This is a genomic window from Streptomyces sp. NPDC008137, assembly GCF_042957035.1.
Classification (GTDB): Bacteria; Actinomycetota; Actinomycetes; order Streptomycetales; family Streptomycetaceae; genus Streptomyces.
The window spans coordinates 41271-61850 of the sequence record NZ_JBIBHN010000005.1 but is presented as its reverse complement, the minus strand read 5'-3'; the positions used below and the strand labels follow the sequence as shown (position 1 = coordinate 61850).

The following is a 20580-nucleotide window of genomic DNA, read 5'->3' as shown; positions in this document are numbered from 1 at the left end:
CGACGGCGAGGGTGACCTGTGTTTGTTCTGGTCGAGAGGGGTGGGCGGCGTTCATTCGGAGACGCGTCAGATGTCCCGGAACGTCTCGATCTGCGCCCCAATGGAATTCAGCCGCTCCGCCAGATCCTCGTAACCCCGGTTGATGACGTACACGTTGCGCAGCACCGACGTGCCCTCGGCCGCCATCATCGCCAGGAGGACGACCACGGCGGGGCGCAGGGCGGGTGGGCACATCATCTCGGCGGCGCGCCAGCGGGTCGGGCCCTCGACCAGGACGCGGTGGGGGTCGAGGAGTTGGAGGCGGCCGCCGAGGCGGTTGAGGTCGGTCAGGTAGATGGCGCGGTTGTCGTAGACCCAGTCGTGGATGAGGGTCTGGCCCTGGGCGACCGCCGCGATGGCCGCGAAGAACGGGACGTTGTCGATGTTGAGGCCGGGGAACGGCATGGGGTGGATCTTGTCGATCGGCGCCTCCAGCTTGGAGGGCCGGACAGTGAGGTCCACCAGCCGGGTGCGGCCGTTGTCGGCGAAGTACTCGGGCGTGCGGTCGTGGTCGAGGCCCATCTCCTCGAGCACGGCCAGCTCGATCTCCAGGAACTCGATCGGCACCCGGCGCACCGTCAGCTGCGATTCGGTGACGACGGCCGCGGCGACCAGGCTCATCGCCTCGACCGGGTCCTCGGAGGGAGAGTAGTCCACGTCGACGTCGATGGTGGGCACGCCGTGCACGGTGAGCGTGGTCGTGCCGATGCCGTCGACCTTGACGCCGAGCGCTTCCAGGAAGAAGCACAGGTCCTGGACCATGTAGTTGGAGGAGGCGTTGCGGATGACGGTGATGCCGTCGTGCCGGGCGGCGGCGAGCAGCGCGTTCTCGGTGACCGTGTCGCCGCGCTCGGTCAGCACGATCGGACGTTCGGGGCGGACCGAGCGGTCCACCACGCCGTGGTACTGGCCCTCGGTCGCGGCGATGTCGAGACCGAACCGGCGCAGCGCGATCATGTGCGGCTCGACCGTGCGCGTGCCGAGGTCGCAGCCGCCGGCGTACGGCAGCTTGAAGTGGTCCATGCGGTGCAGCAGCGGGCCGAGGAACATGATGATCGAGCGGGTGCGGCGGGCCGCGTCCGCGTCGATCGCCGCCAGGTCCAGCTCGGCCGGCGGCACGATCTCCAGGTCGACGCCGTCGTTGATCCACCGGGTGCGGACACCGATGGAGCCCAGCACCTCCAGGAGGCGGTAGACCTCCTCGATGCGGGCGACGCGGCGCAGCACCGTGCGCCCCTGGTTGAGCAGTGAGGCGCACAGCAGTGCCACACACGCGTTCTTGCTCGTCTTCACGTCGATGGCACCGGACAACCGACGCCCGCCGACCACCCGCAGATGCATCGGACCGGCGTAGCCGAGCGACACGATCTCGCTGTCGAGGGCCTCCCCGATGCGCGCGATCATCTCAAGGCTGATGTTCTGGTTGCCGCGCTCGATCCGGTTGACGGCGCTCTGACTGGTTCCGAGCGCCTCGGCCAGTTGCGACTGAGTCCAGCCCCGGTGCTGCCGGGCATCACGGATGAGCTTGCCGATGCGTACGAGGTAGTCGTCTGCCATGTGGTTGAGGTTATCTCAGATATGAGATGGAGCCCGGTTGGGGGGTCCATCTGGGTGACGGGACGTCAACCCCGCCGCCCCTCCCGCGATCCCGCTGCCCCTCCCGCCCGGCGGGCTCAGTGCCGCCGCGCCTTCGTGGTGCGCCGCCATCCGAAAGGTCCGGGCAAATCCATCGATGTCGTACGACGTCCCGTGCTGCTGCGCGTGTACCGGGGGCCGTTCTTCCCGCCGCCGGTGGTGATGGACCAGGAGCGCTTGTTGATGTTCAGACGCACCCCCGGAAGGATCCGGAAACTCTTGCGGAACGTGAGCGGCATGCCTGTCTCCTTTCCGTTCGTGGCGTGGATACCTGGTTCGGATACCCCGGGATCGGGCTGAGGCACCTCGTCAACGGGCGGCGACGGCCAGGCTGACCACGTAGCGCTCCTCGACGGTGCCGTTCGGGAAGGCATCCGTCAGCAGGTCGCGTTCCTCGGCCAGGAACGTCTTGGTGGCGTCCTCGCCGAGGACCAGGAAGTCGGAGTAGCTGGCGAGGTTGGCGAGATGGGTGTCGAGCGGGACGCTCCGGGTCCACGACACCTGCCGTCGGACGAAGTCGAGTTCCGCCGGCAGTCCGCGGAAGCGGGCCAGGGGGTCGGGTTCGCCGTCCTCGGCGCCGAAGAGGCGGCGCAGGCGGGCGTCCTGGCCGGCGATCCAGGGGGTGGTGCCGTCCGCGTCGTTCCACCAGAGGGCGAGCGCCCCGCCGGGGCGCAGGACGCGCAGGGCCTCCGGGACGGAGCGGCGTGGGTCGGTCCAGTGCCAGGCCTGGGCGTAGGTGAGGAGGTCGGCGGATTCCGAGGCGAGCGGCAAGGCGTTGCCGCTGCCGAGCACGAGGGGGACGTCGGGCAGTCCGCGACGGAACTGGGAGGCCATCCCGGGGCCGGGCTCGACCGCGACGACGCGCGCGCCTCGGTCACGGAGGAGGGCGGTCGCCAGTCCGGTGCCCGCGCCGATGTCCGCGACGCGGGCACCGCTCAGGGGGCGGGCGGTGAGTTCCTCGACGGAGTCGAACAGTGCGGGCGGGTACGAGGGGCGGTTCGCGGCGTAGTCCGCGGCGGCCTTGTCGAAGGAGAGGGCCTGCGGGGTGATCGTCATGAGGCCATCCTGTGTCGTCCCGGACGGCCGGGACAGTGCTCACGCCGTGCCTCAGCGCGCCTCGCCGCCCCGCGAACGCGAGGCGCGCGGAGGTACGGCGAAGACGGGTGCCGGTCCGGGCATGACCATCCGGCCCTCGTGTATTAGAGTTATCTCGACATCGAGATATCTGCCGAGGTGACACCGCAGCCGCGCGGCACCACCGGTCCGTCGGTAAGGGCTACCTAACTTAGCCTTACCTTAGCGGATCGGCCAAGTGGTCGTGACGGCAGGATCGTGGTGGTACGCGCACATCAATGAAGGAGACTGTCGTGTCGGCGAACAGCTTCGACGCCCGCAGCACGCTGCAGGTGGGCGACGAGTCGTACGAGATCTTCCGGCTGGACAAGGTCGAGGGCGCCGCGCGCCTCCCCTACAGCCTGAAGGTGCTGCTGGAGAACCTCCTCCGCACCGAGGACGGCGCGAACATCACCGCCGACCACATCCGCGCCCTTGGCGGCTGGGACTCGCAGGCCCAGCCCTCCCAGGAGATCCAGTTCACGCCGGCCCGCGTGATCATGCAGGACTTCACCGGCGTGCCCTGTGTCGTGGACCTCGCGACCATGCGTGAGGCCGTCAAGGAGCTGGGCGGTGACCCGGCGAAGGTCAACCCGCTCTCCCCGGCCGAGCTGGTCATCGACCACTCCGTCATCGCCGACAAGTTCGGCACCAACGACGCCTTCGCGCAGAACGTCGAGCTGGAGTACGGCCGCAACCGCGAGCGCTACCAGTTCCTGCGCTGGGGCCAGACCGCGTTCGACGACTTCAAGGTCGTCCCGCCCGGCACCGGCATCGTCCACCAGGTGAACATCGAGCACCTGGCGCGCACGGTGATGGTCCGTAACGGCCAGGCGTACCCCGACACCCTCGTCGGCACCGACTCGCACACCACCATGGTCAACGGCCTCGGCGTCCTCGGCTGGGGCGTCGGCGGCATCGAGGCCGAGGCCGCCATGCTCGGCCAGCCGGTCTCCATGCTCATCCCGCGCGTCGTCGGCTTCAAGCTGACCGGTGAGCTGAAGCCGGGCACCACCGCCACCGACCTGGTCCTCACGATCACCGAGATGCTGCGCAAGCACGGCGTCGTCGGCAAGTTCGTCGAGTTCTACGGCGAGGGTGTCGCCGCCACCTCGCTCGCCAACCGCGCCACCATCGGCAACATGTCGCCGGAGTTCGGCTCCACCGCCGCGATCTTCCCGATCGACGGCGAGACCCTGAACTACCTGAAGCTCACCGGCCGCTCCGAGCAGCAGGTCGCGCTCGTCGAGGCGTACGCCAAGGAGCAGGGCCTCTGGCTCGACCCGGCCGCCGAGCCCGACTTCTCCGAGAAGCTCGAGCTCGACCTGTCGACGGTCGTCCCGTCCATCGCCGGCCCGAAGCGCCCGCAGGACCGTATCGTCCTGGCCAACGCCGCCGAGCAGTTCAAGCAGGACGTCCTCAACTACGTCGACACCGTCGACGAGTCGGGCAAGGAGTCCTTCCCGGCCTCCGACGCCCCGGCCGTCGCCCCGAACGGCGCCCCGTCCAACCCGGTCACCGTGACCGCCCCCGACGGGACGTCGTACGAGATCGACCACGGTGCGGTGACGGTCGCGGCCATCACCTCCTGCACCAACACCTCGAACCCGTACGTCATGGTCGCCGCCGCGCTCGTCGCTAAGAAGGCCGTGGAGAAGGGCCTGACCCGCAAGCCGTGGGTCAAGACCACCCTCGCCCCGGGCTCCAAGGTCGTCACCGACTACTTCGAGAAGGCGGGCCTGACCCCCTACCTCGACAAGGTCGGCTTCAACCTCGTCGGCTACGGCTGCACCACCTGCATCGGCAACTCCGGCCCGCTGCCGGACGAGGTCTCCAAGGCCGTCAACGACCACGACCTCGCGGTCACCTCGGTCCTCTCCGGCAACCGGAACTTCGAGGGCCGTATCAACCCCGACGTCAAGATGAACTACCTGGCGTCCCCGCCGCTGGTCGTGGCCTACGCGATCGCCGGCTCCATGAAGGTCGACATCACCCGTGAGGCCCTGGGCACCGACCAGGACGGCAAGCCGGTCTTCCTCGCGGACATCTGGCCCTCCGAGGCCGAGGTGAACGACGTCGTCGCCAACGCCATCGGCGAGGACATGTTCTCCAAGTCCTACTCGGACGTCTTCGCCGGCGACGCCCAGTGGCAGGCGCTGCCGATCCCGACCGGCAACACCTTCGAGTGGGACGCCGAGTCGACCTACGTCCGCAAGCCCCCTTACTTCGAGGGCATGACGATGGAGACCACACCGGTCTCCGACATCTCCGGCGCCCGCGTGCTCGCCAAGCTGGGCGACTCGGTGACGACGGACCACATCTCGCCCGCCGGTGCCATCAAGGCCGACACCCCGGCCGGCAAGTACCTCACCGAGCACGGTGTGGAGCGTCGTGACTTCAACTCCTACGGCTCCCGCCGAGGCAACCACGAGGTCATGATCCGCGGCACGTTCGCCAACATCCGCCTGCGCAACCAGCTCGCGCCGGGCACCGAGGGCGGCTACACCCGCGACTTCACCCAGGCCGACGGTCCGGTGTCGTTCATCTACGACGCCTCGCGCAACTACATCGAGCAGGGCATCCCGCTCGTCATCCTGGGCGGCAAGGAGTACGGCTCCGGCTCGTCCCGCGACTGGGCCGCCAAGGGCACCGCGCTCCTCGGCGTCAAGGCCGTCATCACCGAGTCGTACGAGCGCATCCACCGCTCGAACCTCATCGGCATGGGCGTGCTCCCGCTGCAGTTCCCGGAGGGTGCCTCCGCCCAGTCCCTCGGTCTGACCGGCGAGGAGACCTTCTCCATCACCGGTGTCGAGGAGCTCAACAACGGCACCACCCCGCGCACGGTGAAGGTCACCACCGACACCGGTGTCGAGTTCGACGCGGTCGTCCGCATCGACACCCCCGGCGAGGCGGACTACTACCGCAACGGCGGCATCATGCAGTACGTGCTGCGCAGCCTGATCCGCAAGTAAGCGGGCCGGCAAGGCAGTCGGAGGCAGTTCGAGGGCCGCGTTCCCGGGTGACCGGGGGCGCGGCCCGCGCCGTTCGTACGGGGACATCGCCGGTGCTCAGCCTGAACACAGGGTTCCCTCAGCGGACCGGGACAGGATCGGGACATGTCTGGCACCCCCGGGTCGCTGCGCACCCGGCTCCTCCTCCGCATCGGCGCCGCCCTCGTCGCCGTCTGCGCCGTGACGGCCCTCGCCGCCGTCCTCGCCCAGCGGGCCCTGCTGCTGGACCACCTCGACGGCCGGGTCATGGACGCCGCCGAACACGGCCTGGCCGGGGCATCGGTCCGGCCCGGCGACGACCGGGACCTGACGTTCCTCGACGGGACCGGCCACCCCGAGGGGCTGCTCGCGGCCCGGCTCGACGCGGACGGCACGGTCACCGCGGCGGCGGTGACCCGCCCGGACAGCACACCCCGGCCCCTCACCGCAGGCCAGCGCGCCGCTCTGCGCGGCATCGCCCCCGACGGCACACCCCACACCCGGACCGTCCCCGGCCTCGGCACCTACCGGGTGACGGGGCTGGACGCGAGCGGGGTCGGGATGCTCGCCGGGCTGCCCATGGACGACGTACGGGACGTGCTGAACCGTCTGGTCGTGGTCGAGGCGGTCGTCGGAGCCGCCGGACTCGCCGTCGCGGGCTGCGTCTGTGCCCTGGTCGTAGGCCGTCAGCTGCGCCCCCTCGGCCGGATCGCCGCCACCGCGGCCGATCTCGCCCGGGCGCCGCTCGGCCACGACCGGCAGGCCCCGCTGCCCCGGGTGGGAGAGGCGGACACCGACCCCGGCAGCGAGGCGGGGCAGGTCGGCGCCGCGCTCAACCGCATGATCGACCAGGTCGAGGGCGACCGTGCCGCTCGCCGCCGCGGCGAGGAGCGCATGCGCCGCTTCCTCGCCGACGCCGGCCATGAACTCCGTACCCCGCTCGCGTCGATCGCCGGATACGCCGAACTCATGAACCGCGGTGCCGGGCCGGTCGAGCCGACGCTGGCCTGGCGCCGGGTCTCCGCCGAGTCGGCGCGTATGACGGGTCTGGTCGAGGACCTCCTGCTGCTGGCCCGCCTCGATGCGGGCCACACCCCGCGATGTGCCGAGGTGGATCTGACGGCACTGGTCGCGGAGGCCGTCTGGGAGGCCCGGGTGGCGGACCAGGACCGCGTCTGGCGGCTGACCCTGCACCTCGACGCGCCGGCGCTGGTCACCGGCGACGAGGCGGGCCTGGGCAAGGCCGTGGCGAACCTCCTCGCCAACGCCCGCGCGCACACCCCGCCCGGCACCACGGTCACGGCCGAGGTGGCGGCCGGTGCCGAGCGCCATGTGATCCGGGTGCGGGACGACGGCCCCGGCATCCCGCCGCACCTGCTCGGCACGGTCTTCGAACGCTTCACCCGCGCCGACGCCTCCCGCTCCCGCAGCGGCCCGGACACCGGCGGATCCGGGCTCGGCCTGGCCGTCGTCGAGGCCATCGCCGCCGCGCACGGCGGACGGGCCGGGGTGCGCAGCGAGCCCGGCCACACCGAGTTCACCCTGGAGCTGCCTCCCGCGCCCGGGAGCGAAGCCCCCGCGCCGGCCCAGGAGCTGAGGCTCTCCGAGCAGCGCTGACCGCAGGCTCACTCGCCCCGGTACTTCGCCGCCGCGGCCTGGGCGAGGTCCTGCGCCTTGTCCAGGGCCGTGTCCACCGACTGCTGCCCGGCGATGGCCGCGGCGATCTGCTGGGAGACCGCCGTGCCGAGCACGGCGAACTCGGGGATGCCCAGGAAGCCGATGCCGGTGTACGGGCGGGGACCCACGCCGGGGCTCTTCGGGTCGGCGGAGTCGGTCGCCGCCGTGTACTCCTGCCGGTACCAGGCACCGGCCGCCTGCTGGTACTCGGGGTTGGCGTAGAGCGACTTGCGGTTGCCGGCGGGCGCCGCGGTCCAGCCCATCTCCTGGCCGACCTGCTCCTGGTACTCCTTGGACGAGGCCCAGGAGATGAACTCCCACGCCGCGTCCTTCTCGTCGGAGGCATTCTGGATGCCCCACGCCCAGGTCCACAGCCAGCCGGCCTTGTCGGTCCTGTCGTGCGGGGCCGGGACATAGCCCACCTTGCCCTTGACGGAGGAACCGTCGGCCTCCACCGACGAGGCCAGCGACGTGGCGTCGTACATCATGGCGCACTCGCCCTCGACGAAGCTGTCCAGGATCTCCAGCACGCCCATCCGGTCGGCGCCGGGCTGGCCGTGGGAGCGCAGCAGGTCGACGTAGAACCCGACGGCCTTCCTGAACTCGGGTGAGGTCAGGCGGGCGTTCCAGTCCATGTCGTACCAGGCGCCGCCGAAGGTGTTGACGACCGTGTTGATCGGGGCGAGGTTCTGGCCCCAGCCGGGCAGACCACGCAGGCAGATGCCGCTGGCGCCGTCGACGCCGTCGACCCGGGCGGCGAGGCCGGCGACCTGCTCCCAGGTCGGGTTCGGCGGCATGGTCAGCCCCTCCTTGCGGAAGAGGTCCTTGCGGTACATCAGGAAGGAGCCCTCGCCGTAGAAGGGCTCGGCGTAGATCTTGCCGTCCTTGCCGGTCAGCGACGCCACCAGGTTGGGGAAGACGTCGTCCTGGTCGAAGTCCTCGTCCGCCTTCACATAGGAGTCCAGCGGGGCGAGCCAGCCGTTGTCCGAGTAGATCGGCACCTCGTACGCGCTGACGCTCGCCACGTCGTACGTGCCGCCCTGGGTCGCGAACTCGCGGTTCATCCGCTCCCGCGCCTCGTTCTCCGGCAGCAGGGTGTAGTCGACCGTGATGCCGGTCTCCGCCGTGAAGTGCTCCTTGGTGAGCTTCTTGAGCGTCTGCACCTGGGGCACGTCCGTCGCGAGCACCTTGAGGTCGGCCTGCTCGCCGCCGGGCGGGTCGGTGTCACCGCATCCGGCGAGAACGAGGCCGAGGACGGCCGTGCCTGCCATGGCCATCCGGGCGAGGCGGCTGCGTTTCATGACAACACCGCCCTTACCCATATTTGCCATTTCTTAGGCGTATATGGATAAAAGGCATGACTCAGGGTCGGCTCCGGTGGGCCTCCCCGCGTCTGGTGAGCGCGTCGGCCGCCACGGCGGCCAGCAGCACCGCTCCGGTGATCATGAACTGCACGGCGTCCTCGACCCCCAGCAGCCCCATGCCCGAGGCGATCGACTGGATGACCAGCACCCCGAGCAGCACCGACCAGGGCGAGCCGCGCCCGCCGAACAGACTCGTACCGCCGATGACGGCCGCCGCGATCGCGTTGATCAGCAGCATCCCGGAACCCGCCGCACGGGCCGTCGTGGGGCTGGCCGAGGTCAGCTCCGAGGCCACGAACAGCCCGCCGAACGCGGCCAGCGTCCCCGACACCATGAACATCGCGACCCGCACCCGCTCCACCCCGATGCCCGCCCGCCGCGCCGCCTCGACCCCGCCGCCGAGCGCGTACACCCGCCGCCCGTGGCGGGTGCGGCGCAGCACGTAGTCCGAGACGACCAGGACCACCAGGAAGATCAGCAGCGCGAGCGGCAGCCCCTGGAACCGGTTCAGGGTGTAGGCGGCGGCGAACGCGACCGCCGCGAGAAGACCGGTGCGCAGCCACACGTCACCCGCCGGCCGGTGCGGCATCCCGGCGGCCAGATGGCGGGCGCGCTTGCGCCGGGCGGCCAGGAAGTACCCGGCCGTGCCGAGCGCCGCGACCGTGTAGGCGGCCGCGTCGTCCTCGAAGTGGCGGCTGGTCAGGGAGGCGACCAGCCCCTCCTCGTCGATGTTGATCGTGCCGCTCGCGCCCAGCAGGTAGAGCGTCAGGCCGTTCCAGATCAGCAGGCCCGCCAGCGTCACGACGAACGCGGGCACGCCGAGCGAGGCGAAGAAGAACCCGTGGAAGGCGCCCACGGCCATGCCCACCGCCACCGCCACGACCACCGCGAGCCACTCCGGCATCCCGTGGTTCACGTTCAGCACGGCGAACGAGGCCCCCGCCAGGCCGCTGACCGAGCCGACCGACAGATCGATCTCCCGGATCAGCAGCACGAACACGATGCCGACGGCGACCAGACCGGTCCCGACGATGCCCACGCCGAGGTTGGACAGGTTGCGCGGCGAGAGGAACTTGTCGTCCAGACCCTGGAAGACGCACCAGATCACGATCAGCCCGGCGATGACCAGCAGCGGCTCGCGCTCGCCGTCCCGCACACTGCCGCGCACCTCCAGGGCGTACTCGCGCAGATTGCCGGACCAGCCCCGGGTGCGCGGCCCGCGGTCGGGCGCGACCGGACCGGCGCTGCCCGGCCCGCCGTCCCGGTGCGGCCCGCCCCGGCTCACGGCCACGCCTCCTCGTCGCCCTTCGAACGGTGCGCCACGGCGTTGTCCGCCGCCCCGGTGACGGAGGAGATGATCTGCTCCTGCGTCACCGTGCTCACGTCGAACAGACCGTTGTTGCGCCCGAGCCGCAGCACGGCGACCCGGTCCGCGACGGCCTTGATGTCGCCCATGTTGTGACTGATGAGGATGATCGCCATCCCGCGGTCGCGCACCTCCTCGATGAGGTCGAGCAGATGGCTGGTCTGCTCCACGCCCAGGGCGGCGGTGGGCTCGTCGAGGAGCAGGACCTTGGGCGCGCCCATGAGCGAGCGGGAGATCGCGACGGCCTGCCGCTGACCGGCGGACAGCGCCGCGACGGGCACCCGAACGTCGGGGATCCGGATCGACAGGGCGCGCATCAGGTCCCGCGAGCGGCGCTCCATCTCCACCTCGTCGAGGACACCGACCCGGTCGATCTCGCGGCCGAGGAAGAGATTGCCTACGACGTCCAGGTTGTCGCACATGGCGAGGTCCTGGTAGACGGTCGCGATGCCCAGGGCGTGGGCGTCGTGCGGGCGCTTGATCTGCACGAGCCGCCCCTCCCACTCGATGACGCCCCGGTCGGCGGGGCTGACCCCGGAGATCACCTTGATCAGCGTGGACTTGCCGGCGCCGTTGTCACCCGCCAGGGCCACGACCTCACCGGCCCGGACCTGAAGGTCGACGTCCACGAGCGCCTGCACGCCGCCGAACCGCTTGGAGATGCCGCGCAACGCCAGAACGGGGGGATGGGCCACGGGGAATCACGTCCCTCACCGGGTGAGCCCGATCCGGTCACAGGCCGGCCGGAGCTTCGGGGGGCAGATCTGGTCGATCGTGTAGACGCCGTCCCGGACCAGCGTCTGCCCGATGGTGCCGGCCGTCACGGCGATCGGGGTGAGCAGCACCGCCGGGACGTCCTGCTCGGTCGGAGTGTCCATGGTGCGCGTGACGAGGGCGTCGAGGTCGTTGCCGCGTGCCAGGGCGACGGCCATCGCGGCGGCTGCCTCCGTCTCCAGCCGGAACGGTTTGTAGACGGTCATGTACTGCTCGCCCTCGACGATGCGCCTCAGGGCGTCGAGATCGGCGTCCTGGCCGGTGACCGGGGGCAGCGGCGAGACGCGGGCGCTCTTGAGCGCCGCGATGACACCGGCCGCGATCGAGTCGTTGGCCGCGAGCACCCCGTCGATCCGGTTCGGGCCGAGGGCGTTGATCGCGGCGGACATGTGGTCGTTCGCGTTCTCCGTGCGCCACCCCAGGGTGTTGTACGACTTGAGTATCCGCACCTTGCCCTTCAAGACGGACCGGGCCCCGCCCTCGTACCAGGCGGCGTTGGGGCTGGAGGGATCGCCGTTCATCATGACGACGCCGCCACCGTCGGCCTTGGCTCCCATGCCCTTCAGGAGTTCCTCGCCCTGGAGCCGGCCGACCTGGCCGCCGTTGAAGCTGACGAAACCCGAGATCGGGCCCTCGGCCAGCCGGTCGTAGGCGACCACGGGGATGCCCTCGCCATCCGCCGCCCGCACCGAGGAGCGCAGGGCCTTGGGATCCACGACGTCCAGGATCAGGGCCGAGACCCCCCTGGTGATCATGGAGTCCATCTGCTGCCGCTGGCGCGCCGCGTCGTTCTCGGCGTTGGCGTACACCACCGAGCACTCGGGGCACAGCTCCTTGACCCGCTTCTCGATCAGGGGCTTGTCGGCCTGCTCCCAGCGGGGCACCGCGCGGCTCGGCAGCAGCAGGCCGAGGGTCAGGCTGTCGTCGCCCTCCCCGCCGCTGTCGGTGCAGCCGGCCAGGGACGTGGCCAGGACACCGGCCATCAGGGCGCCGAACACACGCCATCCGCGCCCTCTCACGGCGGGCCTCCTTCGTCGGGCGGCACCGGGCCCTGGCCGGGGGTTCGGTCGGACCGCAGGCTCGGGGCCGGCTCCGGGCTCAGGTCCCGGTGCCTGTTCCGGCCGGTCTCACGGTCGCGGGGCCGGCCCGAGAGCTGCTCCATGTCCCGGTCCCGGCCGTTGTTTCGTCGGTCTGGGGTGGGGGTCGTCGGGTCCGGGGTCTGGTTCTCGTCCTTGTTCCGGGGGTCGGGGTCTCGTCGGCCGGGGTGAGGGGTTGGGTCCGGGGCCTGGTCCCGGCCGTTGTTTCGTCGGTCTGGGGTGGGGGTCGTCGGGTCCGGGGTCTGGTTCTCGTCCTTGTTCCGGGGGTCGGGGTCTCGTCGGCCCGGGCTCGGGGCTGGGGCCGGGGTCTGGTCCGGGTTCCGGGGGCGGTCTCGTCGGCCCGGGGTCCGGGTCGGGTCCGGGGTTTGGTCCCCGTCGCGGTTTCGTCGGTCGGGGGGCTGGTTCCCGTCGCGGTTTCGTCGGTCGGGGGGCTGGTTCCTGTCGCGGTTTCGTCGGTCGGGGGGCTGGTTCCTGTCCCTGGTCCAGCCGCGGAGCCGGCGGCCCGAGGGCGGGGCCGGAGTCGGGTTCGTGGCCTTGTTCCGGTCGCGGTTGCGGCCCATGCCCCAGCCGCGGTCGCGGACCAGGCTCCAGCCGCGGTCCCAGGTCCGGCCCGGCTCCGGCACACGCTCCGGCTCGACCGGCGGCGGTTCCGCTCGCCGCTCGGGTTCCGGTTCCTGTTCCGGATCCGGCCGGGACACGACGATCTCGCTCCACACCTGCTTGCCGCCGCCGACCGGCACCGAACCCCAGGCCGTCGACATCGCCTCGACCAGGAAGAGCCCACGGCCGCCCGTCGACTCCCAGTCGACCACCACCGGCTTGGCGGGCGCGCGCGGCGAGGAGTCGTTCACCGTCACCCGCAGCCGGTCCGCGGCCAGGGTCAGGTCCAGACGGACCGCGCCCTGCGTGTGCACCAGCGCGTTGGTGACCAGTTCCGACACCACCAGCAGGACGGTGTCGGCCTCGGCGACGACGTCCCACGAGCGCAGCGTGCGCGCGCTGAACCGGCGGGCGTGCATGACCGCGTCCGGCAGCCGCCACACCACCCAGCCCGCCCGCACCGGCCGGATCCGCATCCCGTCGTAGCGCAGCAGCAGCAACGCCACGTCGTCCTCACGGCGGCCGGCGTCACCCAGCAGATCGTCGGCCATCCGTCCCGGGTCGGAGGGATCGGCCGCGGCGAGTGCCTCGCGCACGAGCCGCATGCCCTCGTCCACCTGCAGATCGGCCGACTCGACCAGACCGTCCGTCACCAGCGCGAGCACCGAGCCAGGGGCCAGGGCGAGCGCCGTCAGCGGGAACTCCGCGTCCGCGAGGACGCCCAGCGGAAGCCCACCCTCCACCGCGATCTCCTCGGTGCCGCCGTCCGGAAGGCGCACCAGCGGGGACAGATGCCCGGCCCGCACGAACAGCGCGTTGCCCTCCTCCATGTCCAGTTCGACATAGCAGCAGGTGGCGAAGAGATCGGTCTCCATGCCGACGAGCAGCCGGTTGGCGTGTCCGACGACCACGTCCGGAGGATGGCCCTCCACGGCGTAGGCCCGGACCGCGGTGCGCATCTGGCCCATGATCGTCGCGGCCCCGGCGCTGTGCCCCTGCACATCACCGATGACCAGGGCCACCTTGCTCTCCGACAGCGCGATCACGTCGTACCAGTCGCCGCCCACCTGGAGCCCGCGCCGGGCGGGCAGATAGCGGGCCACGGCGGTGCCTCCGGGCAGCCGGGGGAGCCGGCGGGGCAGCAGGCTGCGCTGCAGCATCGTCGCGAGCTCCTGCTCGGCGTCGTAGGCGTGCGCGCGTTTCAGGGCCTGCCCCACCAGCCCCGCGGTCGCCGTCAGCAGGGCCCGCTCCTCGGGGGCGAACTCGTGCGGCGAGTCCCAGCCGACCAGGCAGACCCCGGTCACGCGGCTCTTGGCCGGCAGCGGCAGGACCGCGAGCCCGCCGGGGCCGATCCCCGCGAGCCCGGGTTCCAGTACGGCACCCGCCGGCCACAGGCTCATCCGCCCGTCCCGCAGCGCCGCCTGGAGCGTGGGCAGGGCGGAAACCGGTGCGTCGGGCCACTCCGAGCGCCACTCGGCACGCCACAGGTCCGGCCAGGCCCCGGAACTCGGCGGATCGAGCACGGTGACCGCCAGCCGGTCCTCCAGCAGCTCGGCGAGCGCCACCCGGTCGGCGTCCAGCGGCTCGCGCAGCGCGGCGACCACCACGCGGCTGACGTCCCGGACCGTCACGGCGTCGTCGAGCGCGGCCGTCAGCCACTGGATCCGGGCGACGTCGCTGGCGCTCCGGCGCAGCACGGGGGCGGCGGTCACCACGCCGAGCACCCGCTCCGGAGCGCCGTCGGGCCCCTTCCGCACGCGGCAGTTCAGGCGCAGCCAGCACAGTTCACCGGTGGGCCGGCGGATACGGAACTCCAGTTCCCGGCGGCCGGGGGTCTGCGCGGACGGTTCGATCACCGACAGCAGGGCGGGCACGTCCTCGGGGACGCTGCACGAGAGCAGGGTGTCCGTCTTGCCGTCGAAGCCGCTCTCGGGGATGCCGACGAGTTCAAGCAGGGCCTGGTCCGTCTCGACCAGGCCGGTGCCAGGCGCCAGGGCGAAGGAACCGACGCCCATGGCGCGCAGCGCCGAATCCAGCAGGGGCGAGGGGGCGCACCGGTCGGCCTCGCCCCGGAGCCGCCCGGCGACCGCCTCGGCGTACCGCTCCAGGAACTCCCGCTGCTCGGCCCCGAAGCCCTCCCCGGCCTCTCCCACCACGACAATGCACCCCAGCCACCCACCCGCTGCCCCCAGCGGCAACGCCCCGAGCGGCGCGGCCGAGGCTCCGCCTTCTTCCTGACCGGCGAACACCACACTCCCGCGCCACACCGCCCGCCCACTCCGGAAGGCCTGGGCGATGGCCGGCCCCCCGACTTCGGTTCGGCCTTCGGTTCCGCCCTCGGTTCCGTCTGCGGTTCGGCCTTCGGTTCCGCCCTCGGTTCCGTCAGCGGTTCGGCCCTCGGTTCCGGGTGCGACTCCGGGGGAGGGCGGGGGCGACTCGGAAGGTCCAGGGGGCGACCCCTGCGACACCGGCACACGCCCCGGCAGCCCCCACCGCCCCGGCCCGGCTCCGGCCGATTCCACGGACCGGAGTTCCGTACCGTCCTCGCTCCGTACGTACACCGCCGCCAATGCCACGCCGGCGAACGCCAGGACCCGCTCCCGCGCGGCGAGCTCCGACGCGGGGCGAGGCGGACCGGTGCCCCCGTTCCCCGGCGCCCGGAGACCGGGGACCGCGGCCCGGGCATCGCCGTAATGGGGCATCTCCGCATCCACCTCCCGTCCATGCCGCGGCCACCGGCAGGTGGGAGTCCCCGGGAACTCAGGCGACGACGACACGGCGTATCCACGCCGCGCCTGAGCGGCAGGGCACCCACACAACAGAATCGCACACCTGGATATCTGCGACATATGGGGCAGCCGGTCCGGCCCGGTCGGCGCACCCCGCGATTTCCGGCCACTCGTGCCCCTGCGTACCGTCACCCGGCTACCGTTGCCCCGCATGACCCACACCGAGATCGAGATCACGCCGGAACTGATCCGGGAACTGCTGCGCGACCAGCACCCCGACCTGGCCGATCGCCCCCTGCGGCTCGGCGCGCGCGGCTGGGACAACCAGCTCTGGCGCCTCGGTGACGACCTGGCCGTGCGGCTGCCCTGGGCGACGGGTCCCGTGGACGCGCTGCTGCGCAAGGAGCACACCTGGCTCCCCGTACTCGCCCCGACGCTGCCCCTGGAGATTCCGGTCCCGCAGCGCCTCGGTGAGCCCTCCGACCGCTTTCCGCACACCTGGATCGTCACCACGTGGGTGCAGGGCGCCCCCGCCGACCGCGCCCCCGCCACCCGCGCCGCGGAATCGGCCGAGGCCCTGGCCGCCTTCCTGACGGCTCTGCACCGCCCCGCCCCCGAGGACGCACCCGTGGGCCGGAGCCGCGGCGGGCCGTTGTCCGAGCACGCCGAGGGGTTCGCCCACCAGCTCGCCATGGTCACGGAGCTGGGCCTGGTCGAGGATCCGGAGGCGGTCCGCGCGATCCTGGACGACGCCGTCGCGGCGCCCCACTGGCCGGGCCCGTCGGTCTGGCTCCACGCCGACCTGCACGCGGCCAACGTCCTCACCGCCGACGGCACCTTCTGCGGTGTGATCGACTTCGGCGACCTCTGCGCCGGCGACCCCGCCTGCGATCTCGCCGCCGCCTGGACCCTGCTGCCGGACGGCGCCGCCGATCGCTTCTTCGACCTCTACCGCCCGGCCGCTGACCCCCCGACCCGGCGCCGCGCCCGAGGCTGGGCCGTCGCGCGGGCCCTCGCCTGCATGGCCATCGGGCACGCCGGAGACCACGGCCGCCCAGGCGGCAAGTCCACGTGGGGCCCGCCGGCCCGGGCCGCCCTGCAGCGCCTCCTGGACACGGCCGACCACGCGTGACCCCGGCGGGTGCAGTCACCCGGCGAAGGGCCCGGCGACCGAGGTCGCGCCGGTCACCGGGCCCGCCCGGAGTGACGGTTCAGCCCACCCGGCAGGGCAGGCTCGTCGTACTGTCACCGCCCGGCGCGGTGGCGGTGTAGCCGAAGGTCGTGCTCTTGCCCGGCGCGAGGGAGCCGTTCCAGCCGGCGTTGTGGACCATCACCGACTGGCCGTTGTAGGTCGCGTTGCCGCTCCACAAACTTTCGATCTTGTGGCCGGCGGGGAGGTTCCAGTCGACCATCCAGCCGAGCATCGGGACGGTGCCGGTGTTGGTGACGGTCACCTCGGACTGGTAGCCGCCGTTCCAGCTGCCGGTCGTCTTGCGGGTGGCCGTGCACGTGCCGGGCACCGGCTCGGACGGGTTGCCCGGCTCCTTGATGCCGGTCACCTCGCCGTTGCCGCCGTCGAAGACGACGTCGGAGCAGGAGTAGAAGGTCTCCTGGCTGTCGGAGCGCTGCCAGACCATGTAGATGATGTGGCGGCCGTCCTTGTTGGCGGGAAGCTTGCCGGTCCAGGAGTAGTTGGCCTCGACCGTGCCCGGGGAGCCGTTCAGTGGCGGGTGGTCGACGCTCAGGAACGGCCGTTCCTCCATGTCGTTCCAGGTGAGCGTCTTGGCCGGGTCGAAGCCGTCCTTGGTGATGTAGACGTAGAACCAACCCGGGTGCGCCGCCCAGGCGTTGTACGAGAAGTCGACGGTCGCGCCCGAGGTGAGATGGGTGAGCGGCCAGTCCTTGCTGGGGGCGTTGAACCCGGTGAAGTTGGTGTTGCCGCCGCTGCACAGCTCGCCGTCCGGCACGAAGCCCCGGGTGCGGCCGGCGCCGTCCGAGCGGAGCACCGAGAACCAGTTGTAGAACGGCGTGGTGCCGCTGACCTGCTGGGCGTTCCGGCAGGCCGGGTTGACCGGCTTGATCTCACCGGTGTCGGTCAGACCGTCCTGCCAGCACAGGAAGGTGCGGCTGCCGGGCTTCATGGGCGTGCCGTGGGCCTCCGCCTCACCGCCGGCCGTCATGACCAGACCGAGGGCCGGGACCGTGACGAGCAGGGAGAGCAGGACGAGGAAGAGGGACCTGGCCCGGGTGGGGAGCATTAATCGGCGCATCGAGAGCCTTCCGGGCTCTTTTGTCAGGATCATGACAGCATCATCCGTTCCTTGGGATACGGGCCTGCGGATGCGTGTGTGGGGATACGAGCGCGGTGTGTGTGCGGATATGCGGAGTGGGAGCGACTTCAGGGCGGGTTCCGGTCCACCGTAATGGGAGCGCTCCCACCCCGCTTGTTGCGGAAGTTAGCGCCGAGAGACGCGGTTGTAAACGGTTGTCGCACCCGGACTGACCGGTTCGCGCCTCCGGTTTCGCGCCTTCGGTTCGTGCCTCCGGTTCGTACCGCCGGTCAGGCCCGGCGCAGGGCGCGCTGGGCCGCCCGCCGCAGAGCGGCGACGAGCGGCTCGTCCCGGCGACTCGGCAGCCACCCCAGCGCGGCTGTCCAGGGCGCGAGGTCGGTGACGTCGACGTACGACACACCATGGCGCGGGTAGAGCCGGCGGGCGACGTCCGGCGGCAGCTGGATCCCCTGCCCCATGGCGATCAGCGGCAGGGCGCTCTCGTAGTCGACGACGGCGTGCGGGCTGAACCGCACCGGGGTGCCGTCCGGTCGCGGGCCGGCCGACCAGAAGTCCCGGAACACCCTCGGGACCTGCTCCGACCAGCCGATGCGGGGCTGGTCGGCGAGGTCCGCCAGGGTCAGCGCGCCCCGGGCGGCGAAGGGGTGGCTGTCGGCCATCGCCACGCACCGCGGCCCGCCTGCCAGCGCCAGGGTCTGGACGCCGTCGGGCACGGGCAGGAACAGGAACGCGGCGTCGACGTCGCCCCGCAGGACCGCCTGGCCGGCGTCGAAGCCCATGCGTACGACGTCGACCTCCAACTGCGGGAACTCCTTCCGCAGTTCCTCCAGGACGGCCGGGATCGGGTCCATCGAGGTGATCGCCTCCAGCGAGCCGATCACGATCCGGCCCGCGGCCGCGTTGGCCCGGCGCTCCGCCTCGCGGCGCAACTCCTCGGCAGCCTCCACCACGGTCCGGGCCCGCCCCACGAGCGCCTCACCCGCCGCGCTCAACACGACCCTGCGCGTCGTCCGTTCCACCACGGCCACACCCAACCGCTCCTCCAGAGCGGTGATGTGCCGCGAGAACGTCGGCTGCGCCATGAAGGCCCGCCGCGCCGCCCGTCCGAAGTGCAACTCCTCGGCGAGGAGCAGGAACAGCTGCAACTGCTGGATGCTCGGATGTCTCACGTCGCTCCTGGTGCGGCCATGGTCACGAGGCTACCAACGCGTTCGGTGCAACCCACCTCTCAGGGGCGCGGGCTGTACCGATGTGCGGCTCCGCCGCGTGGGCGCGACCAGCCACATCGATCGCGCACACGCGTGTGATCGGCTCTGCTGTCCGACAGGAACTCAGCCGGGGAGCGATTCGCCGGCTGCTGCCGTCGTGGCGGGCAGCCGGGTCAGACGTGCTGTCTCGTCGTCGCGGAGGGTCGCTACCTCATGGCAGCGCCGGCTCATCACGAACTCGTCGAGCGACGGGCACGGGTCCGACATCGCCGGCTCCGTGAGTGTTCTGCTGCGGCGTCAACTCCCGCCGCACGGCGACGATGGATTGGGCGTCTCGACGTTGGCCGTTCGGCCCCCGTCAGGTCTTGCTCCGCGCCCGCAGGCGCCGGCCTGGCGGCCGTCCGGACCGGCGGATGAGGCGAGTCACGCAGGGACGCCGAGCGGCGGGTGCTCGAGCACACGGGGCTTGTACTCGACCAGCTGGATGCGGCCGTCGAAGGTGCGGTGCTCGATCATCTCGAGGGCGACGTCCGGATAGCCGTCGTAGATGCGTTCTTCGCCCGTGGCCCCGGTGATCACCGGGAACATCACGACCCGGAAGCGGTCGACGAGTCCGGCTCGCAGCAGGGACCGGCACAGGCTGAGGCTGCCGATCGTGCTGAGGATCCCCGAGCCACCCGACTTCATGGCGCGGACGGCCTCGACGGCGTCGTCGCGGACCAGCGTGGAGTTGGCCCACGTCAGTGGCTCCTCCAGTGAGGAGGAGAACACCACCTTGGACGCCTGCGTGAGCTCGTCCACGGACGCCTCTTCCTCGGGCCTGAACTCGTCTTGGCCACTCGGGACCTCGCCTGCGGCGAAGCTCGACATCAGACGGTACGTGTTCGCTCCCATCAGGTAGGTGACCTTGGGCTGCTCTCCGAGCCACGCGAGGTACTCCGGGCCCTCGAGGCCCCAGAACCCGGGCCATCCCTCTCCCGATGCGTAGCCGTCGAGGGAGGTGATGAAGTCGACCAGAAGCTCCGACATGGCAGTGTCCTTTTCTTAGGGTGTCACGAGCTTGGACCGGCCGGGAGCCACAAACTCATCGGCCGCGCTGTGGAGTAACGAGAAAACACCCATGACGCTGCAGCCGATCAGGTCGGCGGAGCGGCACTGCTTCGGAGGCCGGACGCCTGCATGATTGCACTTTGCGCGCAGCCTGGGTAATGATCTCCAAGCGACTGGGAACGGCGGTTCGACTTCTGTCAAAGCATCAGCTCAGCCCCACCCGCGAACGGCCCCGACGATCTACACGATCCCAGAACTTGAAGCCGCCCTGCCTACCTTTTCGGAGCAAGCTTCACGGGTACCGACCTGACCGGTGCCAACCTCACGGGCGCGGATCTCACCAATGCAGACCTCAAGGGCGCCAGGGTCGCCGACGCAAAGTTCAACGGAGCCGAGCTGACTGGGGTGCGGGGGATGACGCCACCCTGGGGTGCCGCCGACGAAGCCGCAGCCCCAGCGTTCGCCCAGATCAGCGACCCGAACCACCCGCAAATGATCGCAGCTTCCAAGCTGATGCTCACCAACGCCGGCCGCCTTCCCAGGACCGCTCCGGCTCTTTGATCCTTCGTGCCTCACCCAGGACGATCAGCTGGATGCCAGACGTCTGTCACCGAGGTTTCGCGACGCTCGTGAGGGATGACGACGAC

At 71.3% G+C, this 20580-nt stretch carries 14 protein-coding genes and 2 pseudogenes; 4 read left to right on the top strand and 12 right to left on the bottom strand.

From position 1 onward, the window contains the following. Positions 1–66: 66 nt before the first annotated feature. The 3 genes from ACFZBT_RS10240 to ACFZBT_RS10230 all read right to left on the bottom strand — a co-directional run bounded on the left by ACFZBT_RS10240 (position 67) and on the right by ACFZBT_RS10230 (position 2730). Positions 67–1596, bottom strand: a complete 1530-nt coding sequence (locus tag ACFZBT_RS10240; RefSeq protein ID WP_215117971.1) for a UDP-N-acetylglucosamine 1-carboxyvinyltransferase — start codon at positions 1594–1596, stop codon at positions 67–69. A 116-nt stretch (positions 1597–1712) separates the two neighbouring features. Beyond that, a complete protein-coding gene (locus tag ACFZBT_RS10235; RefSeq protein ID WP_033308449.1) occupies positions 1713–1913 on the bottom strand; it encodes a DUF4236 domain-containing protein in 201 nt (66 codons plus the stop codon). A 70-nt stretch (positions 1914–1983) separates the two neighbouring features. Next, positions 1984–2730 (bottom strand): methyltransferase domain-containing protein, encoded by a 747-nt coding sequence (locus ACFZBT_RS10230; RefSeq protein ID WP_391100852.1) that lies wholly within the window; start codon positions 2728–2730, stop codon positions 1984–1986. A gap of 311 nt (positions 2731–3041) precedes the next feature. On the opposite strand from ACFZBT_RS10230, the gene acnA reads away from it, so the two are divergent. Beyond that, positions 3042–5759, top strand: coding sequence for an aconitate hydratase AcnA (gene acnA / locus ACFZBT_RS10225; RefSeq protein ID WP_391100849.1), 2718 nt, complete (start codon positions 3042–3044; stop codon positions 5757–5759). A gap of 144 nt (positions 5760–5903) precedes the next feature. Continuing rightward, entirely contained in the window at positions 5904–7394 is a 1491-nt protein-coding gene (locus ACFZBT_RS10220; protein WP_391100847.1) for an ATP-binding protein, read from the top strand. Positions 7395–7402: 8 nt separating this feature from the next. Here ACFZBT_RS10220 and ACFZBT_RS10215 read toward each other — a convergent pair whose 3' ends face one another. The 5 genes and pseudogenes from ACFZBT_RS10215 to ACFZBT_RS10195 all read right to left on the bottom strand — a co-directional run. Next, positions 7403–8755: an extracellular solute-binding protein gene (locus ACFZBT_RS10215; RefSeq protein WP_391100846.1), complete on the bottom strand. Its 1353-nt coding sequence runs from the start codon at positions 8753–8755 to the stop codon at positions 7403–7405. Between the two features lie 61 nt (positions 8756–8816). Then, on the bottom strand, positions 8817–10103 hold the full coding sequence (locus ACFZBT_RS10210) for a sugar ABC transporter permease (RefSeq protein ID WP_391100844.1): 1287 nt from the start codon (positions 10101–10103) through the stop codon (positions 8817–8819). Next, a complete protein-coding gene (locus tag ACFZBT_RS10205) occupies positions 10100–10879 on the bottom strand; it encodes an ATP-binding cassette domain-containing protein (RefSeq protein WP_382577918.1) in 780 nt (259 codons plus the stop codon). Before ACFZBT_RS10205 ends, ACFZBT_RS10210 begins: the two co-directional genes overlap by 4 nt. A gap of 15 nt (positions 10880–10894) precedes the next feature. Further along, on the bottom strand, positions 10895–11977 hold the full coding sequence (locus ACFZBT_RS10200; protein ID WP_391100842.1) for a substrate-binding domain-containing protein: 1083 nt from the start codon (positions 11975–11977) through the stop codon (positions 10895–10897). A gap of 767 nt (positions 11978–12744) precedes the next feature. Then, positions 12745–14922 (bottom strand): annotated as a pseudogene (locus ACFZBT_RS10195) (SpoIIE family protein phosphatase); the annotation flags it as partial. A 673-nt stretch (positions 14923–15595) separates the two neighbouring features. Here ACFZBT_RS10195 and ACFZBT_RS10190 point away from each other — a divergent pair. Beyond that, positions 15596–16516 (top strand): phosphotransferase, encoded by a 921-nt coding sequence (locus ACFZBT_RS10190; protein ID WP_391100839.1) that lies wholly within the window; start codon positions 15596–15598, stop codon positions 16514–16516. Between the two features lie 79 nt (positions 16517–16595). On the opposite strand, the gene ACFZBT_RS10185 is transcribed toward ACFZBT_RS10190, so the two are convergent. The 4 genes from ACFZBT_RS10185 to ACFZBT_RS10170 all read right to left on the bottom strand — a co-directional run bounded on the left by ACFZBT_RS10185 (position 16596) and on the right by ACFZBT_RS10170 (position 19912). Continuing rightward, entirely contained in the window at positions 16596–17687 is a 1092-nt protein-coding gene (locus ACFZBT_RS10185) for a lytic polysaccharide monooxygenase (RefSeq protein ID WP_391100836.1), read from the bottom strand. Positions 17688–17944: 257 nt separating this feature from the next. Continuing rightward, the gene (locus ACFZBT_RS10180; RefSeq protein ID WP_391100833.1) at positions 17945–18844 is read right to left on the bottom strand and encodes a LysR substrate-binding domain-containing protein; all 900 of its coding nucleotides are present in this window, start codon (positions 18842–18844) and stop codon (positions 17945–17947) included. A 162-nt stretch (positions 18845–19006) separates the two neighbouring features. Continuing rightward, a complete protein-coding gene (locus ACFZBT_RS10175) occupies positions 19007–19150 on the bottom strand; it encodes a hypothetical protein (protein WP_391100830.1) in 144 nt (47 codons plus the stop codon). Between the two features lie 156 nt (positions 19151–19306). Next, positions 19307–19912 (bottom strand): dihydrofolate reductase family protein, encoded by a 606-nt coding sequence (locus ACFZBT_RS10170; RefSeq protein WP_391100828.1) that lies wholly within the window; start codon positions 19910–19912, stop codon positions 19307–19309. Between the two features lie 303 nt (positions 19913–20215). On the opposite strand from ACFZBT_RS10170, the pseudogene ACFZBT_RS10165 reads away from it, so the two are divergent. Beyond that, a pseudogene (locus ACFZBT_RS10165) lies at positions 20216–20494 on the top strand (pentapeptide repeat-containing protein); the annotation flags it as partial. Positions 20495–20580: the final 86 nt, after the last annotated feature.

What these genes read in the sequence shown, in the direction of transcription:
- ACFZBT_RS10240 (WP_215117971.1), bottom strand. Translation starts at nt 1,596, where the DNA reads ATGGCAGACGACTACCTCGTACGCATCGGCAAGCTCATCCGTGATGCC.
- ACFZBT_RS10235 (WP_033308449.1), bottom strand. Translation starts at nt 1,913, where the DNA reads ATGCCGCTCACGTTCCGCAAGAGTTTCCGGATCCTTCCGGGGGTGCGT.
- ACFZBT_RS10230 (WP_391100852.1), bottom strand. Translation starts at nt 2,730, where the DNA reads ATGACGATCACCCCGCAGGCCCTCTCCTTCGACAAGGCCGCCGCGGAC.
- ACFZBT_RS10220 (WP_391100847.1), top strand. Translation starts at nt 5,904, where the DNA reads ATGTCTGGCACCCCCGGGTCGCTGCGCACCCGGCTCCTCCTCCGCATC.
- ACFZBT_RS10215 (WP_391100846.1), bottom strand. Translation starts at nt 8,755, where the DNA reads ATGAAACGCAGCCGCCTCGCCCGGATGGCCATGGCAGGCACGGCCGTC.
- ACFZBT_RS10190 (WP_391100839.1), top strand. Translation starts at nt 15,596, where the DNA reads ATGACCCACACCGAGATCGAGATCACGCCGGAACTGATCCGGGAACTG.
- ACFZBT_RS10185 (WP_391100836.1), bottom strand. Translation starts at nt 17,687, where the DNA reads ATGATCCTGACAAAAGAGCCCGGAAGGCTCTCGATGCGCCGATTAATG.
- ACFZBT_RS10175 (WP_391100830.1), bottom strand. Translation starts at nt 19,150, where the DNA reads ATGTCGGACCCGTGCCCGTCGCTCGACGAGTTCGTGATGAGCCGGCGC.
- ACFZBT_RS10170 (WP_391100828.1), bottom strand. Translation starts at nt 19,912, where the DNA reads ATGTCGGAGCTTCTGGTCGACTTCATCACCTCCCTCGACGGCTACGCA.